This window comes from Streptomyces sp. NPDC043680 (assembly GCF_056436685.1).
In genome coordinates this window covers 113,308-129,442 of the sequence record NZ_JBWKCE010000002.1, presented here as the reverse complement: position 1 = coordinate 129,442, position 16,135 = coordinate 113,308, and the positions used below count along the sequence as shown (strand labels likewise).

The 16,135-nt window shown below is 72.0% G+C and carries 18 protein-coding genes, 1 tRNA gene, 2 pseudogenes and 1 riboswitch; of the genes and pseudogenes, 6 read left to right on the top strand and 15 right to left on the bottom strand.

All coding sequences use genetic code 11. From position 1 onward, the window contains the following. Window positions 1–6: 6 nt before the first annotated feature. A complete protein-coding gene (locus tag AC0666_RS03995; RefSeq protein ID WP_478707038.1) occupies window positions 7–1,005 on the top strand; it encodes an SEC-C metal-binding domain-containing protein in 999 nt (332 codons plus the stop codon). A 43-nt stretch (window positions 1,006–1,048) separates the two neighbouring features. Here AC0666_RS03995 and AC0666_RS03990 read toward each other — a convergent pair whose 3' ends face one another. The 3 genes from AC0666_RS03990 to AC0666_RS03980 all read right to left on the bottom strand — a co-directional run bounded on the left by AC0666_RS03990 (window position 1,049) and on the right by AC0666_RS03980 (window position 3,407). Further along, a complete protein-coding gene (locus AC0666_RS03990) occupies window positions 1,049–1,558 on the bottom strand; it encodes a very short patch repair endonuclease (RefSeq protein ID WP_478707037.1) in 510 nt (169 codons plus the stop codon). A gap of 4 nt (window positions 1,559–1,562) precedes the next feature. Then, entirely contained in the window at window positions 1,563–2,789 is a 1,227-nt protein-coding gene (locus AC0666_RS03985) for a hypothetical protein (RefSeq protein ID WP_478707036.1), read from the bottom strand. 72 nt (window positions 2,790–2,861) lie between these two features. Beyond that, a complete protein-coding gene (locus AC0666_RS03980) occupies window positions 2,862–3,407 on the bottom strand; it encodes a GNAT family N-acetyltransferase (RefSeq protein ID WP_478707035.1) in 546 nt (181 codons plus the stop codon). Window positions 3,408–3,563: 156 nt separating this feature from the next. On the opposite strand from AC0666_RS03980, the gene AC0666_RS03975 reads away from it, so the two are divergent. Both AC0666_RS03975 and AC0666_RS03970 read left to right on the top strand, forming a co-directional pair. Further along, the gene (locus AC0666_RS03975) at window positions 3,564–3,749 is read left to right on the top strand and encodes a hypothetical protein (protein ID WP_361722448.1); all 186 of its coding nucleotides are present in this window, start codon (window positions 3,564–3,566) and stop codon (window positions 3,747–3,749) included. A gap of 62 nt (window positions 3,750–3,811) precedes the next feature. Next, window positions 3,812–4,159 (top strand): hypothetical protein, encoded by a 348-nt coding sequence (locus AC0666_RS03970; RefSeq protein ID WP_478707034.1) that lies wholly within the window; start codon window positions 3,812–3,814, stop codon window positions 4,157–4,159. Here the strand turns inward: AC0666_RS03970 and AC0666_RS03965 are convergent. The 5 genes from AC0666_RS03965 to AC0666_RS03945 all read right to left on the bottom strand — a co-directional run bounded on the left by AC0666_RS03965 (window position 4,129) and on the right by AC0666_RS03945 (window position 9,311). Beyond that, a complete protein-coding gene (locus AC0666_RS03965) occupies window positions 4,129–5,466 on the bottom strand; it encodes a DUF445 domain-containing protein (protein WP_468582797.1) in 1,338 nt (445 codons plus the stop codon). The genes AC0666_RS03970 and AC0666_RS03965 overlap by 31 nt on opposite strands. A 208-nt stretch (window positions 5,467–5,674) precedes the next feature. Continuing rightward, window positions 5,675–6,388 (bottom strand): DUF1707 SHOCT-like domain-containing protein, encoded by a 714-nt coding sequence (locus tag AC0666_RS03960; RefSeq protein WP_468968301.1) that lies wholly within the window; start codon window positions 6,386–6,388, stop codon window positions 5,675–5,677. A gap of 162 nt (window positions 6,389–6,550) precedes the next feature. Further along, window positions 6,551–7,522, bottom strand: coding sequence for an ABC transporter ATP-binding protein (locus tag AC0666_RS03955; RefSeq protein ID WP_468582794.1), 972 nt, complete (start codon window positions 7,520–7,522; stop codon window positions 6,551–6,553). 6 nt (window positions 7,523–7,528) lie between these two features. Beyond that, window positions 7,529–8,293 (bottom strand): ABC transporter permease, encoded by a 765-nt coding sequence (locus tag AC0666_RS03950; RefSeq protein ID WP_468968547.1) that lies wholly within the window; start codon window positions 8,291–8,293, stop codon window positions 7,529–7,531. Between the two features lie 172 nt (window positions 8,294–8,465). Continuing rightward, a complete protein-coding gene (locus AC0666_RS03945; protein ID WP_468968306.1) occupies window positions 8,466–9,311 on the bottom strand; it encodes an ABC transporter permease in 846 nt (281 codons plus the stop codon). A gap of 174 nt (window positions 9,312–9,485) precedes the next feature. Here AC0666_RS03945 and AC0666_RS03940 point away from each other — a divergent pair, with 174 nt between their 5' ends. Beyond that, complete coding sequence (locus AC0666_RS03940) at window positions 9,486–11,909, top strand: transglycosylase domain-containing protein (protein ID WP_478707033.1); 2,424 nt, start codon at window positions 9,486–9,488, stop codon at window positions 11,907–11,909. A 63-nt stretch (window positions 11,910–11,972) separates the two neighbouring features. Here AC0666_RS03940 and AC0666_RS03935 read toward each other — a convergent pair. From AC0666_RS03935 to AC0666_RS03925, 3 genes and pseudogenes are all read right to left on the bottom strand, one after another. After that, window positions 11,973–12,038: pseudogene (locus AC0666_RS03935) on the bottom strand (DMT family transporter); the annotation flags it as partial. A 31-nt stretch (window positions 12,039–12,069) separates the two neighbouring features. After that, window positions 12,070–12,147: riboswitch (guanidine-III (ykkC-III) riboswitch) on the bottom strand. Between the two features lie 73 nt (window positions 12,148–12,220). Beyond that, window positions 12,221–12,523, bottom strand: a complete 303-nt coding sequence (locus tag AC0666_RS03930) for a GroES family chaperonin (RefSeq protein WP_468583092.1) — start codon at window positions 12,521–12,523, stop codon at window positions 12,221–12,223. A 94-nt stretch (window positions 12,524–12,617) separates the two neighbouring features. Then, a complete protein-coding gene (locus AC0666_RS03925; RefSeq protein WP_468968550.1) occupies window positions 12,618–12,935 on the bottom strand; it encodes a DUF3618 domain-containing protein in 318 nt (105 codons plus the stop codon). Between the two features lie 108 nt (window positions 12,936–13,043). On the opposite strand from AC0666_RS03925, the gene bcp reads away from it, so the two are divergent. Next, on the top strand, window positions 13,044–13,511 hold the full coding sequence (bcp, locus tag AC0666_RS03920; RefSeq protein ID WP_468968311.1) for a thioredoxin-dependent thiol peroxidase: 468 nt from the start codon (window positions 13,044–13,046) through the stop codon (window positions 13,509–13,511). A 149-nt stretch (window positions 13,512–13,660) separates the two neighbouring features. Next, window positions 13,661–13,735 (top strand) — tRNA-Leu (locus AC0666_RS03915). Between the two features lie 52 nt (window positions 13,736–13,787). Here the strand turns inward: AC0666_RS03915 and rdgB are convergent. From rdgB to AC0666_RS03895, 4 genes and pseudogenes are all read right to left on the bottom strand, one after another. Then, a complete protein-coding gene (gene rdgB / locus AC0666_RS03910; RefSeq protein ID WP_468968314.1) occupies window positions 13,788–14,399 on the bottom strand; it encodes an RdgB/HAM1 family non-canonical purine NTP pyrophosphatase in 612 nt (203 codons plus the stop codon). Window positions 14,400–14,437: 38 nt separating this feature from the next. Further along, window positions 14,438–14,818 (bottom strand): hypothetical protein, encoded by a 381-nt coding sequence (locus AC0666_RS03905; protein WP_361722418.1) that lies wholly within the window; start codon window positions 14,816–14,818, stop codon window positions 14,438–14,440. Between the two features lie 98 nt (window positions 14,819–14,916). After that, on the bottom strand, window positions 14,917–15,642 hold the full coding sequence (gene rph / locus AC0666_RS03900; RefSeq protein WP_361722415.1) for a ribonuclease PH: 726 nt from the start codon (window positions 15,640–15,642) through the stop codon (window positions 14,917–14,919). A 118-nt stretch (window positions 15,643–15,760) separates the two neighbouring features. Continuing rightward, window positions 15,761–15,997 (bottom strand): annotated as a pseudogene (locus tag AC0666_RS03895) (PTS sugar transporter subunit IIB); the annotation flags it as partial. Window positions 15,998–16,135 lie beyond the last annotated feature (138 nt).

The following is a 16,135-nucleotide window of genomic DNA, read 5'->3' as shown; positions in this document are numbered from 1 at the left end:
TGACCCATGCGCCCCGACACGCCTGCCGAGCACATCGCCGAAGCCGAGCGCCTGATCCGCACGGCGACCCGCTACCCCGAGGACCAGGAGCCCTTGCTCCTCCAGGCCGCGGCCCACCTCGAACTGGCCGACTCCCGGGACCGCGCCAGCGCGCTGTACGACCAGCTCCTCGCCGGCTCCCCCGCCAACCCCCACCTCATCAAGGCCCTCCAGGCCGCGAACCTGTGGGAGTACGGCCACGAGCCCGAGGCCCGTGCCCTGATCCAGGGCATCCGCGCGGCGGCGCCCACGGACCCGGCCCCCTGGGCGGTCATCGCGGAAGCCCTCGAAGCACACGACGAGCTGACCGACTCGGAGGAGTGCTTCACCCAGGCCGCCACCCTCCTGATCACCGACAGCACCCCCCTCACCCAGGCCACCACGGCCCTGCTGACGGGCCGGCACCGCGTACGCCGCCTGCTCGGACTCCCGCACGACGAGTGGGACATGGTGGCCGACACCCGCCACATCGGCCCGATCCCGCTGGACGAGCTCCACGACCCGAAGCGCATCTGGGCCCTCGGCTCCGACGACCCGGCCGAGCTCCGCGCCGAGATCGCCCGCCTCCGCGCCGAACTGGGCGACCGCCGCGCCGCCCTCTCCCGCCCCTTCCCGGTGGCCATCCTCCACTGGCCCCAGCGCGAACTGGCCGAGCTCCTGACCAGCTACCCGACCCTGGCCTCGGAGTACCCCTCGCACGAGGCCCACCTCCGGGAGATCGAAAGCGCCCTCCGCGCCCTGGCCGCCTCGGGCACGACGAACCTGGGCATCGTCACCGCCAGCGTCCCCTCGTACGAAGCCTTCGCGGCCTCGGAGAAAACCTCCCCGGCCTCCCCCTCCCTGCTCCCGGAATACGCCACGACCCTGGCCGCCCGCGGCAAAGCCACCCCCTGGCCCCCGTCCCCCACCTCCCCCTGCTGGTGCACCTCGGGCAAGCCGTACGCCGAGTGCCACGGCGCCGCCTGACGGCCCGTCGAGGGCGCCCGGGGGACGGCCGGCCGGCGCGATCTCACTCGCCGGGCAGGCCTTCCCCCGCCCGGGGGCTTTCGATCTCTCGCTCCCCTGCGGCCCGCCCGCTTGCCGGCGCACGGTCTCGGCGGGCAACACCGCGACGGCCGGTCACGACTGCGATGACCCGCGCTGCCGCCTCCTCCACCGTCTCGTGCTCCCACACCCGGACGGACAGCCATCCGGACTCGGCCAGCCGGAGGTCCGTGTTCTGATCGCGGGCGCGGTTCCCCTCGATCTTCACCCGCCAGAAGTCCGCATTGCGGCGCGGCCACGTTGCATGCTCGGGGCACCCGTGCCAGAAGCAGCCGTCCACGAAGACGGCGACGCGCGCCGGCCCGAACACGATGTCGGCCTCTCGGCGCACACCCTTCACGGGGCGGCGGTGTACCCGATACCGCAAGCCTGCCGCGTGCAGCGCCCGACGCAGGGCCACCTCGATCCCGGTGTCCCTGCTCTTCTGTCGGCTCATGCGCGCGCGAACGTCGGCAGTGCTCTCAAGAGGTTCCACACCGTCATTGTGACGCCACGGGAAGCTCCAGTTGGACGTGGCCGCGGGCCCGGGCTGTGGGTGGGGACGGGCGTGTGGTGGTGAGGGTGAGGAGGGTGCGGAGGGCCGTGATGACCTCTTGGGGGGTGTCGCGGACCATCGACGGGGTCGCGCTGACCACCAGGATGCCGTGGGCCTCCAGGCGCAGGCGGCGGCGGAGGGTGGCGTGCCAGGAGTCGCGGGTGTAGTGGTACTCCGCCGAGTCGATCTCCAGGGCCACGCCCTCGTCGGGCCAGTAGGCGTCCGGGCTGGCCAGGAAGGTGCCGTCCGGGGTGTAGAGGCGGGCGTTCCACAGCGGGGTCGGCAGGTCCGTCGCCGTCAGGGTGTCGCGGGCCCGGGCTTCGGCGATCGAGCGGACCCCCGCGACCAGTTCCGCCGCGGCCGCGCGGATCGCCGGGCGGGTCAGCAGGCGGGCCGCGCGGAGTTCCGCGTGGAGGTCCTGCGGGTGGCACCAGCCCGCCTGGACCACATGGGCCAGGGTCGAGCGGATCAGGGCCGGGTCCTCGGCCCGGGAGGCGAAGTCGGCCGCCGCGCGCACCGGGCGGGTGCTCGGGATGCCGCAGACGGTGATGGTGCGCGGCCAGCGGGAGGTGACCAGCGGGCGGACCTGCGGGGTGGCGGCGAGCCGGCGCGGGGCCCGGATCAGGACGTCCGCCGGGGTGTGCGGGGCGTCGCGGATACCGAGCAGGGCGAGGGCGGCGCCGCCCGTGAGCAGGGCCGTGTCGCCGGCCAGGGGGTCCGCGGTGGGCTCGGCGGCGTACAGGACCGCGGCGAGGGCGCGTTGGCGGTGGTCCGGGGGCCCGGTCTGGAGGAGGTAGACCCTCGGGAGCAGGCGCTGCCAGGGGCCGCCCGGGCGGGCCCGGGAGGTGATGGTGGCGTCGGGGACGCCGGAGGCGGTGAGTTGGTGGCGGGTGGCCAGGTTGAGTTGCCTGCGGGCGGTGGCGGGCGCCGAGTGGACCGCCGTCCGTTGTGTTCCGGGTCGGGTGGCCCGGGTGGTGGGCCGGGTGGCGGGGCGGGTGGCCCGGATGGCGGGCCGGGTGGTGGGCCTCGTGCTGGTTCCCGTCCTCGTGCCGGCGCTGGTCCCGGGCGTCGTGCCGGTTCGGGTCGTGTTGCCGGTCCTCGTGCCGGCGCTGGTCCCGGTCCGGTCGGTCGTCGGGGTGGGGGTGCGTGCCTGCCGCGGGTTCGTGATCATGGTGGGCGTTATGCCCGGTCCCCGGGGGCGGATACACGCCCCGGGGCCGGCTTTCGAAGCGGGCCCTCCCGGCTACCGCTCCTCGCGGCCCGGGTGGTCCGGCGACAGGAGGACGATCACGGCCGTCTGCATGCCCGGCAGGGCCATCACCTCGTGCCAGCCCAGGCGGCGGTACGTCGCCACCGTGTCCGCGGCCAGCCGGGAGGTCAGCAGCCACGCCCGGCGGTCCGGGGCGTCCGCCGTGATCTCGGTGAGCAGGGTCCGGCCGGTGCCGTGGCCGCGCGCGTACGGGCGTACGGCGAGCTCGTCGATCTCCAGGGCACCGCTCAGCAGCTCCCGTACGCGCTCCGGTCCGAGCTGCGCCGCGACCTGGGCGTACGCACGGTCCTTGGGGAAGGTCGCCGGGGTGAGCCACCCCGTGGCGAAGCCGTCGATGCCCGCCGCGGACTGGGCGAGGGCCGTACGGAAGCCGGGGCGCCGGGAGTCGGCCTGCAGGCGGACCGCGAACTGGCGAATGGTTTCTTCGTCCTCGTTCCACGGCGGGGCGGAGAAGACGTCGGCATAGGCGTCGACCAGTTCGTCCGCAAGGTCGAGGACGGCCCGTCCGTAGCAGATCACGATGTCCGAGCTCCTCGTTTTTCCCGTTTGGGGTGGGAGAGTGAATGTATGCCCCTCCGGTTCCCGGAGCACGTATCGCACGGATCCGGCGAGTGTGCGACAAATCCCCTCCGCGCGTTCCGTGTCGGGGGCCCGGGGACGCGCGTTGAGCAGCCCGTGTACGGATTCGACAGACTGCTGCGGGCGGTCGGCGGCTGCGCCCTCGCCTTCCTTCTCGTCCTGGGAGTGGTGGCGCTGCTGCCGCGCCCCGTCCAGGACGCCGTACCGGATGCCGTGATCGGCGGGGCCGTGCTCGTCCTCGGGGCGCTGGGTGCCCGGCGGGCGGTCAAGCCGCCGCGTTAGCCTCGTCGTACGGAGATCCCGTGCAGAACGAGACAGACGAGACAGACGAGACAGGAGTGGGTATGGCCCACGTACCGAGTTCCGCAGTGGCCGCCGCCGGACTGGTCGGCGGATACGCCGTCGCCCGGTGGACCGGGAAGCGCCCGCTGGGCGGCGTCGTCCTCGGCGCGGCCGGCCTCGCCGCCGGGCGCCAGTGGCACCGGCGCGGCGGCGCCCCCGCGGCCGCCGGGCTCGGCGCGCTCTACCTCGCCGGCTTCGCGGGCGCGCACCCGCTGGCCAAGAAGGTCGGGGCCTGGCCGGCCGTCCTCGGGGCGGCGGCCGTGGTGGCGACGGCGTCCTGGTTCGCCGCCGACGCGCGCTGCCCGCGCTCCGGCGGCGGCTACGCCCCGAGCGCCTGCGACACCGAGTAGATCAGCAGCCCGGCCAGGGCGCCGACCACCGTGCCGTTGATGCGGATGAACTGCAGGTCCCGCCCGATGTGGGCCTCGATCTTCCGCGACGTGTGCTCGGCGTCCCACCCGGCCACGGTCTCGGTGATCAGCGAGGTGATCTCGGTGCGGTAGGTGGTCACGACGTACACCGTCGCGCCCTCGATCCAGCCCTCCACCTTCCGCTGGAGCCGGCCGTCGGTCGCCAGCCGCGCCCCCAGCGAGATCAGCGAGGAGCGGACCCGCAGCCGCAGCTCGCTCTGCTCGTCCTCCGCCGCCGAGATGATCATCGACCGGATGGCGGTCCAGGCGGAGGCGATCACGTCCTGGACCTCCTCCCGCTCCAGGATCTCGGACTTCAGGCGCTCCACCCGGGCCCGGGTGTCGGTGTCCGCCTGGAGGTCGGCGGCGAAGTCCCTGAGGAAGCGGTCCACCGCGCCGCGCGCCGGGTGCTCCGGCATGTCGCGCATCTCGCCGAGGAAGCGCAGCAGCTCCTTGTAGACGCGCTCGCCGACCTTGCGGTCCACGAAACGCGGGGTCCAGCCGGGGGCGCCGCCCTGGACCGCGCCCATGACGGACTCCGCGTGCGTCACAAGCCAGTCGTACGCCTTGGCGCAGACGAGGTCCACGACCTTGCGGTGACCGCCGTCCGCAACGACCCTCTCCAGGGTCTTGCCGATCCCCGGGGCGATCTCCGCGCTCTCCGCACGCCGGGTGATGGCCTCACCCACGACGGCCTGCACATCGGAGTCCCGCAGCACGGTGAGGGCTCCGCGCAGCGCCGTGGCCAGCTCGGCGGTGACCCGGTCGGCGTGGGCCGGCTCGGCCAGCCAGGCGCCGAGGCGGCCGCCGATGCCGAGGGCGTGGAGGCGGGCGCGCACGACGTCGGAGGAGAGGAAGTTCTCGCCGACGAACTCGCCGAGGGAGATCCCGAGCTGGTCCTTCTTGGTCGGGATGATCGCGGTGTGCGGGATGGGCAGGCCGAGGGGGCGCCGGAACAGGGCGGTGACGGCGAACCAGTCCGCGAGCGCGCCGACCATGCCGGCCTCGGCGGCGGCCCGGACGTAACCGGCCCAGGCGCCCGCGCCGGTGTGCTCGGCCCAGGTCGCGAGGACGTACACCAGCGCGACCAGGACCAGCAGGCTGGTGGCGGTCGCCTTCATCCGGCGGACGCCGCGTTGGCGCTCCTCGTCGGCCGCGCTGAACACGAAGCGGGTGCCGCTGCCTCCGGCGGTGGTGCGGTTGTCCACGTGCTCCTGCCTTCCCCCGGGCGCCGGGTTTGTCTGCATAGCATCCGACTCCCGGGACGGCCGCGAAGTTCCCGGCACGCCGTTTCGCTTGCCTCGATGCCTCGATGCCTCGATGCCGCGAGACCTCGCTGCCTCAATGAGTACGGGGGCCTGCGGCCACAGCGCGCCCGGACCGGCCACGGCCCCTCCCCCCACCAGTGCCCCGCCCCGCCGCTCCGAAGCCCCCGGGGCCCGGGGCCCGGGCCCGCTACAGCTCCTTGCGCAGGTCCGGGCCGTGCCCCAGGTGCTTCGGGAGCTTCGAGGACTTCGGCGGCTTCGGGAGCTTCGGGGGCTTGACCCGGACCTCCACGCCGCCCCAGAACGCGAAGCCCGTCACCACGACGCGCGGGGCGCCCGGGGTCGTCGGGCCCTGCGATTCCCGTTGGTCGAAGGCGCCCATGAAGCCGAAGCCGCGGACGTCGACCTCCACCCCCGGCGGCACCGTGATCTCGATGCCGCCCATGATCGCGACACAGTTGATCACCACCTCGCGCTCCGCGAACCGCGCCTCCCGCAGGTCCAGCTCGCCGCCGCCCCAGAAGGCCACCGCGTTGAAACGGGCGGGCACCGTCCATCCGCCCTTGCGCTGGAAGCCGGACATGACCGCGACCGCCGTCGCGGACGCCCCCGGGACACCCCCGCCGCCGATCCGGCCCCGCCAGGCCTCCGCAGCACCCCCCGGCCCCGCGCCCGGCGACGGCACCCCGGCCGGAGCGGCGCTCGCCGTCGGGAGGTCACGGGTCAGCGGTTCCAGGTCCCCGTAGGTGCGCGACGTATACGCCGCCTCCAGCCGCTCCTCGAACTCCTCCATGTCGAGCCGGCCTTCGGCGACGGCGTCCCGCAGACGCTCCACCACCCGTTCGCGGTCGGCGTCCGACGCCCTCAGCTCCGGCAACGGCTTCTCCGGCCGTTCGTCAGTCATGCCGACCAGCCTATGCAGCCGCGCACGGGAGTTGTAGGACTTGACCCCGGCTCCGACCCCGGCCCCGACCCTGATTTATCCCCACCACCGTGGGGGAATCCCCCGGGGGAACCCCCGTGAGGGAACCGCCCGGGACCCCCGCGGGACCCCCGCCGACCCCCCTCAGCCCCGGCCCGCGTACATCCGCGCGATCACGTCCTCGATGTCCGGTTCCCGGATCGACAGGTCCAGCAGCGGATACCGCGCCGCCACCTCCGCCACCAGGGGCGCCGCCGGGGAGCCTGCCGGAAAGGCCAGCCACTGGCGCGGGCCCTCCACCTTCACCACCCGCGCCCCCGCCACGCTGATCGGCGCGAGCTCGCGTTCCAGGTCCAGCACCAGGGTGCGTTCGCTCTCCCCCACCGCTCCCGCACCGTGCAGACCGTCCACGGTGCCGTCGTACATCAGCCGCCCATGGTCGATCACCATCACCCGCTCACACAACTGCTCGATGTCCTGGAGGTCATGGGTGGTGAGCAGCACCGTCGTCCCGAGTTCCGCGTTCAACTGCCGCAGGAAGCCCCGCACCTTCGCCTTGCTCACCACGTCGAGCCCGATCGTCGGCTCGTCCAGGTACAGGACGTCCGGATCGTGCAGCAGCGCCGCCGCGATGTCCCCGCGCATCCGCTGGCCCAGCGACAGCTGCCGTACCGGCACGTCGAGCAACTCCCCCAGGTCCAGCCGGTCCACGCAGCGCTCCAGGTTCTCGCGGAACCTCGTCTGCGGGATCCGGTACATCCGCCGCATCAGCCCGTACGAGTCCTTCAGCGGCAGGTCCCACCACAGCGTGGTGCGCTGCCCGAACACGACCCCGATCCGGTGCGCCAGCCGCATCCGCTCGCGCGCCGGGTCGATGCCCGCGACCCGCAGCCGGCCCCCGCTCGGCGTCAGGATCCCGGTCAGCATCTTGATGGTGGTCGACTTGCCGGCACCGTTGGGCCCGATGTAGCCGACCACCTCGCCCCGCGCCACCTCGAAGCTGATCCCGTCCACGGCCCTGACCTGCCGCTTCTCCCGGCGCACCAGCCCCACTCGGCGGCGCACCTCGAAGACCTTCTCGACCCCGTCCAGCGAGATCAGCGCATCCCTGCCCACAACGGCTCAGCTCCCCGTGCTCCGGTACGTACGAAGACCCGCCCGCCACGCCAGCGAAGCGGGCACGAACACCGCGAGGGCGACCAGCGGGCTCAGGTACGCCACCCACTCCGGCAGTCCCAGCGGATCGGGCCGCCCCAGCAGGTGCAGTGCGGGCAGCCAGTTGACGAACGCCAGCGGTACGAGGAAGGTGACCGCGCGCACCAGCTCCTTCCCGAACACCGTCGGCGGGTACTGGAGCATCGTGTTGCCCCCGTACGTGAAGGAGTTCTGCACCTCCGCCGCGTCACCGGCAATGAACTGGAACGCGGCCCCCGCCACCATCACCGCACCGAAGATCCCCGCCCCGGCGATGACCATCACGGGCACCAGCAGCACCTTCCCCGCCGTCCAGTCGACGTCGACCGCCGACAGCGCCCAGCCCAGCACGGCCAGCCCCTGCCCGGTGCGCCCGAGCCGGCGCAGGGCGAAGCGGTCCGCCGCGATCTGGGCCAGGACGGGGACGGGGCGCACCAGCATGGTGTCGAGCGAGCCGTCCCGCACCCGGACCCCGACCCGGGAGGTGTTGCCGAGCAGCAGGTCGGCGAGGCCCAGCGAGGCCGAGGAGGAGCCGTAGAGCAGGGCGATCTCGGGCAGCGTGAAGCCGCCGAGGACCTCCACGTGCGAGAACATGATGAAGATCGCGACGAAGTCGAGCAGCGTCAGCGCCGCGTTCCCCGTCATGGACAGGAAGAAGGACATCCGGTAGGTCATCGTGGAGCGGATCCACATGGCGACGATGAGCCCGTAGCCGCGCAACCCCTCCACGACACGGTTGCGTTCGGGCACGAGGAGCGGCTCCGCCGGCCTCCCCGGCACAAGCCCCGGGGCCGGCTCCCCGGCCCCCGCCTGCACCGCGAGACCCGCCTGCACCGCGAGACCCGCCTCTGCCTCTGCCTCCGCCTCAGCCACCCTGGACCACCACCTTCCGGGTCGCGGCCGCCTGCACCAGCCGCCCCAGGCCCAGCAGGACGAGCGCCCAACCGGCCTGGAAGCCCAGCGCCCGCACCACCCCCGCGGGCCCGCCCTGCGCGTACTTGCCCATCAACACGTCCAGCGGCACCTGGAGCATCGCCGCCCACGGAAGCACCCGTACGAACTCCCCGAAGCCCCCCGGGAACACCGTCAACGGCAGCAGCACACCGGAGAAGAAGATCGTGACGACGTTGGCCATCATGTTGACCCCGGCTCCGTCCATCAGCCAGAACGCGGCCAACGCCAGCAGGTAGCGCACCGCGAAACCGACCACGAGTCCGAGCAGAACCGACACCAGGAACAGCAGCCAGCGCACCGGATCGGCGGGCAGCGCCAGCCGGAACGCCAGCGCCCCGGCCAGCAGCGGCACCACCCCGCGGCCCACCAGCTGGAAGGCGGACCGCCCGAGGTCGGCCGCCAGCCACCACAGTTGGAGGTCGGCCGGCCGGTACAGGTCGACGGCGATGTCCCCCGTGCGGATGCGCTCCTGCATCTCCTCCTGGAAGCCGCCGCCGATCAGCCCGCCCGCCGCGAGCAGCGACTGGCTCACCCAAACGAAGGTCAGCGCCTCGGCCTGGTCGTAGCCGCCCAGCCCGGGGCGCTCGTCCCACAGGGCGACGAACGTGTAGGCGAGGATGAAGCCGAAGACGGTGTTGGTGAAGACGCCCGCGGCCGTCGCGGTCCCGTAGGCGGCGTAGCGCCGGAACCCGCCGACGCCGACGGCCAGATAGAGGCGGCCCTGCTGCGCGGCTGCCCGTACCGTTCTCCGGCGCACCGTATCCCTCCGTTTCCCGGATCGTTCCTACGAGGACCAAAGCGCGCGAGCTTAGTGCGGAGGGGCGATCCACGCGACCGAATTACGCCCGTCCGGCGCGTAATGGGCGGTCATCAGGTAGACACCATGGGGTACAGACGTGGATGTTTCGCACGGCGTCGAGGAGCTTGGGCGATGAGCGACCAGTCACCACCACCTGGCTGGACGCCTCGTGACCCGGACACCCCCGGGCAGCCGGCCGGCCCACCGCCCGCCACGGGAACCGGACAGACCGGACGGAACGGCCGGACCGGAAAGGCCGGGCGCAAGCGGACCGGCTGGCGCCGCTTCCTCCCCACCTGGCGCCTGCTCGTCGGCACCTTCCTGCTGCTCGTCCTGCTCATCGGCGGCGCCCTCGTCGCGGGCTACCTCCTGGTCGACATCCCGTCCGCCAACTCCGCGGCCATCGCCCAATCCAACCTGTACCTCTACTCCGACGGCACCGAGCTCGCCCGCGACGGCGAGGTCGACCGGGTCAACGTCCCGCTCTCACAGGTCCCGCGCACCGTGCAGGAAGCCGTACTGGCCGCCGAAGACCGGGACTTCTACTCGGAACGCGCCGTCGACCCCAAAGCCATGGTCCGCGCCGCCTGGAACACGCTGTCCGGCAAGGGCAAGCAGTCCGGCTCGACCATCACCCAGCAGTACGTCAAGAACTACTACCTGGGCCAGGAACAGACGATCAAGCGCAAGGTCAAAGAGTTCTTCATCTCGATCAAACTCGGGCGCGAGAAGTCGAAGCAGTACATCCTTGAGGGCTACCTCAACACCAGTTACTTCGGCCGCAACGCCTACGGCATCCAGGCCGCCGCCCAGGCCTACTACGGCAAGGACGCCGGCAAACTCACCACCGCCGAGGGCGCCTACCTCGCCACCCTCCTCAACTCCCCCAGCGCCTTCGACGTCGTCTCCCACCCGCAGAGCCGCGAACGCGCGCTCGCCCGCTGGAACTACGTACTCGACGGAATGGTCAAGAAGCAGTGGCTGAGCGCCCCCGAGCGCGCCGCCACCACCTTCCCCGAACCCGGCAAAGTGCGCCCGGCCGCGGGCCTCTCCGGCCAGCGCGGTTACCTCGTCGAAGCCATCAAGGACTACATCACCGAACGCAAGGTCCTCGACGAGACCACCCTCGCCGAAGGCGGTTACCGCATCACCACCACCATCGACAAGCGCCGCCAGAACGCCTTCGTCGAGGCCGTCAACGACAAGATGGCCGCCAAACTCGACCCCGAGGCGCGCAAGGCCGACCGCTTCGTGCGGGCCGGAGGCGTTTCCATCGACCCGGCCACCGGCAAGGTCGTCGCCCTCTACGGAGGCATCGACTACACCAAGCAGTACGTCAACAACGCCACCCGGCACGACTACCAGGTGGCCTCCACCTTCAAACCGTTCGTCTTCGCGGCCGCCGTCGAGAACGACTCCCGCACCCAGGACGGCCGCCCGATCACCCCCCACACCCTCTACAACGGCGACAACAAACGCCGCGTCGTCGGCACCCGCACCCCGTACGCCCCCGAGAACGAAGGCAACCAGTCGTACGGGGACATCACCGTCACCACCGCCACCGACCTCTCCGTCAACGCCGTCTTCGCCCAGATGGTGGTCGACGTCGGCACCGCCAAGGTCAAGGAAACCGCCGTCGCCCTCGGCATCCCCGAGAACACCCCGAACTTCGTCGCGGGCCCCGCCATGGCGCTCGGCACCATGCAGGCCAGCGTCCTCGACATGACCCAGGCGTACGCGACCCTCGCCGACCACGGCCGCCACACCCCGTACACCTTCGTGGAAAAGATCAACAAGGGCGGCGCGGACCTCCGCCTGCCCGACCGGACCCCGCGCCAGGCCGTCAGCCGCGAAGCCGCCGACACCACCACGTCCATGCTGGTCAGCGTCGTCGACAACGGCACCGGTACGGCGGCCCTGGCGGCGGGCCGCCCGGCCGCGGGCAAGACCGGCACCGGCGAACTCGACCGCTCGGCCTGGTTCGCCGCCTACACCCCGGACCTGGTCACCGTCGTCGCCATGATGGGCCAGGACCCCGACACCGGCACCCTGGAGTCCCTGTACGAGGCGCTCGGCGAAGCCCGCATCGGAGGCGGCGGCTACCCGGCCCGGATCTGGGCCCAGTACACGAAGACGGCCCTCGAAGGCACCGACCCCGTCGACTTCGACTTGGAACTCCAGCCGGGCGCGGTCGCCTCCCCGCCGCCGTTCACGCCGAACAACCCCGAACAGCCGCCGGGCAGCACCCCGCTCCCGCCGGTCCGGCCGTCCCCGCCGGGGCGGCCCCACCGCCCCGGCCGGCCGAGCCCGCCGGTGGAGGAGCAGGACCAGGAGGGCGAGACCGAAGGCGGCCAGGACCAGGGCGGGCAGACCACCGGAGGCGAGAGCCCCGGGGGCGGCACCGACACGGGCACCACTGCCGGCAGGACCGGCGGCACCACGACCGGCACCATCGCCGGCACCAGCTCCGGGACGACGGCCGGCGCCCTCGGCGGCGTCACCGGAGGCGTCACCGGCGGCCGCCGCCCCCGCCCCCCGTCCGAGTACCTGGAGTGACCCCCGCACCCCCCGCACCGCCCGCACCTACCAGGGGCGGCGACCCGGTCACGGCGGTGGGATGAACTTCATACCGATCGACCAGCCGACTTCGAGCAGTCCTGCGACGAGGAGAAGAACCCAGGCCATGACAGGCACCTCCGGAACGAGAGCGGAACGGGGTGCGTCGTCTTGTCGTCCAGCCGCGGCCACCCGGTACGGCGCGTCTCGTCGGGGTTCCCCACCACCGTAGCAACACACGAAGAAAGGGGCCGGTGACAGGCGTCACCGACCCCTCTCCGCGCAGCAACAGCAGGTCAGGTCAGAGCAGGTCAGAGGTACAGCCCGGTGGAGTCCACGGACCCCTCCAGCCGCTCCGCGGCCACGGCGTGCAGGTCCCGCTCGCGCATCAGCACGTACGTCGCCCCGCGGACCTCGACCTCGGCCCGGTCCTCGGGGTCGTACAGCACCCGGTCACCCGGCTCCACACTGCGCACGTTCTGCCCGACCGCGACCACCTCGGCCCAGGCCAGCCGCTTGCCCACGGCAGCGGTCGCCGGGATCAGGATGCCGCCGCCCGAGCGTCGCTCGCCCTCGGGCGTATCGGACTTCACGAGCACACGGTCGTGCAGCATGCGGATGGGCAGCTTGTCGTGGCTGGTGGTGTTGGTGTTCTCGCTCACGCTCCGAACCTACCCGCCCCCGCCGCGCCCCTACGCCGCAGGGTCATCAGCGCTTGCGCCGCGCCGACAGCACGATCAGCCCGACCAGACCCACCGCCACGAGCGCGACCGGCACGATCCGCTCGGGGCGCGGGGTGCCGTCCTCGTGCCGGAAGCCGTCCTTCACGTCCGTGACGAGGCGATTCACGGCGACGACCGCCCGCCCGGCGGTGTGGTCGACCGTGGAGGCGACCCGCGCCTTCGCGTCCCCGACGATCGTCTTGGGGTGCATCCGCACCCCGATCTCGTCGAGCGTCTCGGCGAGCTGGTCACGGCGGCGGACGATGTCCGCCTCGATCTGTGCGGGGGTCCTGGCTTCCGACACCGCGCTGCCTCCGTCGTCGTGGTGGTGGTCATGGGGGGCGTGTTCCGCCATGCACAGTCTGTCAGCTTAGTCTCGTGGCGTATCGATCCCCTCCCGAGGAGACCAGCGATGAGTGAGCGACTCCAGCCGGGCGACAGCGCCCCCGCCTTCACCCTGCCCGACGCGGACGGCAACGAGGTCTCGCTCGCCGACCACAAGGGCCGCAAGGTGATCGTGTACTTCTACCCCGCCGCACTGACGCCGGGCTGCACGAAGCAGGCCTGCGACTTCACGGACAACCTGGCCGTGCTGGCCCAGGCCGGCTACGAGGTCATCGGCGTCTCCCCGGACAAGCCGGAGAAGCTGGCGAAGTTCCGCGAACAGGAGCACCTGAAGGTCACTCTGGTCGCCGACCCGGAGAAGAAGGTGCTGGAGGCCTACGGGGCGTACGGCGAGAAGAAGCTGTACGGCAAGACGGTGACCGGGGTCATCCGCTCGACGGTCATCGTGGACGAGGAGGGCAAGGTCGAGCGCGCCCTCTACAACGTCAAGGCGACGGGCCACGTAGCCAAGGTCATCAAGGACCTCGGCATCTGACGACACGGTCGACGGCGACTGGAGCGACGGCCGGCGCGAGAGCCTGCGGCTGCCTGCCGTGCCCCAACTGCCATGTCATCACCAGCACCTGGCGGCGGGGCGGACGGCAGGCGGTGCCCGCACAGTAGACTGGGCGGGCACCAGCGCGTGCGCCCGTACTCCAACTGGCCAGAGAGAATGGCTTTAGGTGCCATGTGTTGTCGGTTCGAGTCCGACCGGGCGTACGAAAGAAGCGCCTGCTGCCTTCGACCGAAGGCAGCAGGCGCTTCCCTTTGATCAGTCCACCAGTGCCCGGATGAACGGCACCAGCGCGCGGAAGGCCTTGCCGCGGTGGGAGATCGCGTTCTTCTCCGCCGGGGTCAGTTCCGCGCAGGTGCGGGTGTCGCCCTCCGGCTGGAGGATGGGGTCGTAGCCGAAGCCGCCCGTGCCGGTCGGGGTGTGGCGGAGGGTGCCGGGGAGGCGGCCCTCGACCACGCGTTCGGTGCCGTCCGGGAGGGCCAGGGCCGCCGCGCACGCGAAGTGGGCGCCGCGGTGGACGTCGTCGATGTCGGAGAGCTGGGCCAGCAGGAGGTCCAGGTTCGCCTTGTCGTCGCCGTGGGTGCCCGCCCAGCGGGCCGAGAAGATGCCGGGGGCGCCGTTCAGGACGTCCACGCACAGGCCGGAGTCGTCGGCGATGGCCGGCAGGCCGGTGGCGCGGGCCAGGGCGTGGGCCTTGAGCAGGGCGTTCTCGGCGAAGGTGACGCCCGTTTCCTTGACGTCCGGGATCTCGGGGTACGCGTCCGCGCCGACCAGCTCGTACGGCAGGCCGGCGTCGGACAGGATGGCGCGGAGCTCGGAGACTTTACCCGCGTTGCGGGTGGCGAGGATCAGGCGGCGGCTGCTGGTCATGGGGCCCATTATTCCGGCCTGTCCGTCGCGCCCGGCGCTCAGCCCGGGGTGCAGACCTTCGACAGTTCCTTCGCCGCGTCGGCGACGGGCGTGATGTCGGGGGTGTTGTTGCCGCTGTCGATCGAGGTGCGGACGTTCTTGACGGCCGTGTTCATGGAGTCGATCGCCTTGCCGAGATCGGTGTTGTCCGTCTGGTCGCCGATCTTCTTGAGGTTCGCCTCGATCTGGTTCAGCGCGTTCTGCGCGTCCTGCGGGCTGTTGCCCGCGTTCGAGACCGCCTGCTGGAGGTCGTTGGCGCCGTCCGTGATCGCCACCGCCGTGTTCGCGCAGTCCATCGCCGTGGAGATCGCGTCGCAGGAGGTGAGGGCCGGGACGGTCAGGACGGCCGCCACGGCCACGGCGGCTATGCGGAGCTTCATTCGGGTCCCCCCAGAAGGTTTCGGGTACGTGGACGGGCGCACGGCTGTGACGCCGTGCGCCCGTGTCTGCGGAGACGCCGTGGCGCCCGCAGCGGTTGCTACAGCTGGAGCGCTCCGCGCTGGATGGCCTCCAGGTCGGCGCAGCCGCCGGCGGCCAGGTCGAGGAGGGCGTTGAGTTCCTTGCGGTCGAAGGGCTCCCCCTCGGCGGTGCCCTGGACCTCGACGAAGCGGCCGTCGCCGGTGCAGACCACGTTCATGTCGGTCTCGGCGCGGACGTCCTCCTCGTAGCAGAGGTCGAGGAGGGGGACGCCGTCGACGATGCCGACGCTGACGGCGGCGACGGTGCCGGTGAGCGGCTTGCGGCCGGCCTTGATGAGCTTCTTCTGCTGGCCCCAGGCGATGGCGTCGGCGAGGGCGACGTAGGCGCCGGTGATGGCGGCGGTGCGGGTGCCGCCGTCGGCCTGGAGGACGTCGCAGTCCAGGACGATGGTGTTCTCGCCGAGGGCCTTGTAGTCGATGACGGCGCGCAGGGAGCGGCCGATGAGACGGGAGATCTCGTGCGTGCGGCCGCCGATCTTGCCGCGTACGGATTCGCGGTCGCCGCGGGTGTTGGTGGAGCGGGGGAGCATCGAGTACTCGGAGGTGACCCAGCCTTCGCCGCTGCCCTTGCGCCAGCGCGGGACGCCTTCGGTGAAGGAGGCGGTGCAGAAGACCTTGGTGTCGCCGAAGGCGATGAGGACGGAGCCCTCTGCGTGCTTGCTCCATCCGCGTTCGATGGTGACCGGGCGGAGCTGTTCGGGCGTGCGGCCGTCGATGCGAGACATGCTCCGAGCCTAGTCGGTGTGCGGGATCGCGCGGACGGGGGAACGCGAAGACCCCGTCCGGGTGCGGGTTTCCGGGACGGGGTCTGGGCGTGGGCGTGGTGGAGCCGGTGTGCTCAGGTCACATCATGTCTTCGATGTCGGCGGCGATCGGGTCGGCGTCGGTGCCGATGACGACCTGGACGGCGGTGCCCATCTTGACGACGCCGTGGGCGCCGGCGGCCTTCAGGGCGGCCTCGTCGACCAGGTCGGGGTTGACGACCTCGGTGCGCAGGCGGGTGATGCAGCCCTCGACCTCTTCGATGTTGTCGATGCCGCCGAGCCCTGCGACGATCTTCTCAGCCTTGGTGGCCATGTGTTTCTCCCTGAGTTCTCCGAGACCGACCCGCCGGCACGGTCCGCGTTGTCACGGTAGCCCACGGTTGGCCCATCTACACGAGCACGTGCGCGCCTTCTGCCGAATGATGACGATCAGCAGCAGGCTGGCTGCACAACT

Bases quoted from the DNA above. Each gene is read 5' to 3' on its own strand.
- AC0666_RS03960 (WP_468968301.1), bottom strand. From the start codon at position 6,388: ATGACTGACGAACGGCCGGAGAAGCCGTTGCCGGAGCTGAGGGCGTCG.
- AC0666_RS03940 (WP_478707033.1), top strand. From the start codon at position 9,486: ATGAGCGACCAGTCACCACCACCTGGCTGGACGCCTCGTGACCCGGAC.
- AC0666_RS03970 (WP_478707034.1), top strand. From the start codon at position 3,812: ATGGCCCACGTACCGAGTTCCGCAGTGGCCGCCGCCGGACTGGTCGGC.
- AC0666_RS03985 (WP_478707036.1), bottom strand. From the start codon at position 2,789: ATGATCACGAACCCGCGGCAGGCACGCACCCCCACCCCGACGACCGAC.
- AC0666_RS03995 (WP_478707038.1), top strand. From the start codon at position 7: ATGCGCCCCGACACGCCTGCCGAGCACATCGCCGAAGCCGAGCGCCTG.
- rph (WP_361722415.1), bottom strand. From the start codon at position 15,642: ATGTCTCGCATCGACGGCCGCACGCCCGAACAGCTCCGCCCGGTCACC.
- AC0666_RS03905 (WP_361722418.1), bottom strand. From the start codon at position 14,818: ATGAAGCTCCGCATAGCCGCCGTGGCCGTGGCGGCCGTCCTGACCGTC.
- bcp (WP_468968311.1), top strand. From the start codon at position 13,044: ATGAGTGAGCGACTCCAGCCGGGCGACAGCGCCCCCGCCTTCACCCTG.
- AC0666_RS03965 (WP_468582797.1), bottom strand. From the start codon at position 5,466: ATGCAGACAAACCCGGCGCCCGGGGGAAGGCAGGAGCACGTGGACAAC.
- AC0666_RS03950 (WP_468968547.1), bottom strand. From the start codon at position 8,293: ATGTGGATCCGCTCCACGATGACCTACCGGATGTCCTTCTTCCTGTCC.
- AC0666_RS03930 (WP_468583092.1), bottom strand. From the start codon at position 12,523: ATGCTGCACGACCGTGTGCTCGTGAAGTCCGATACGCCCGAGGGCGAG.
- rdgB (WP_468968314.1), bottom strand. From the start codon at position 14,399: ATGACCAGCAGCCGCCGCCTGATCCTCGCCACCCGCAACGCGGGTAAA.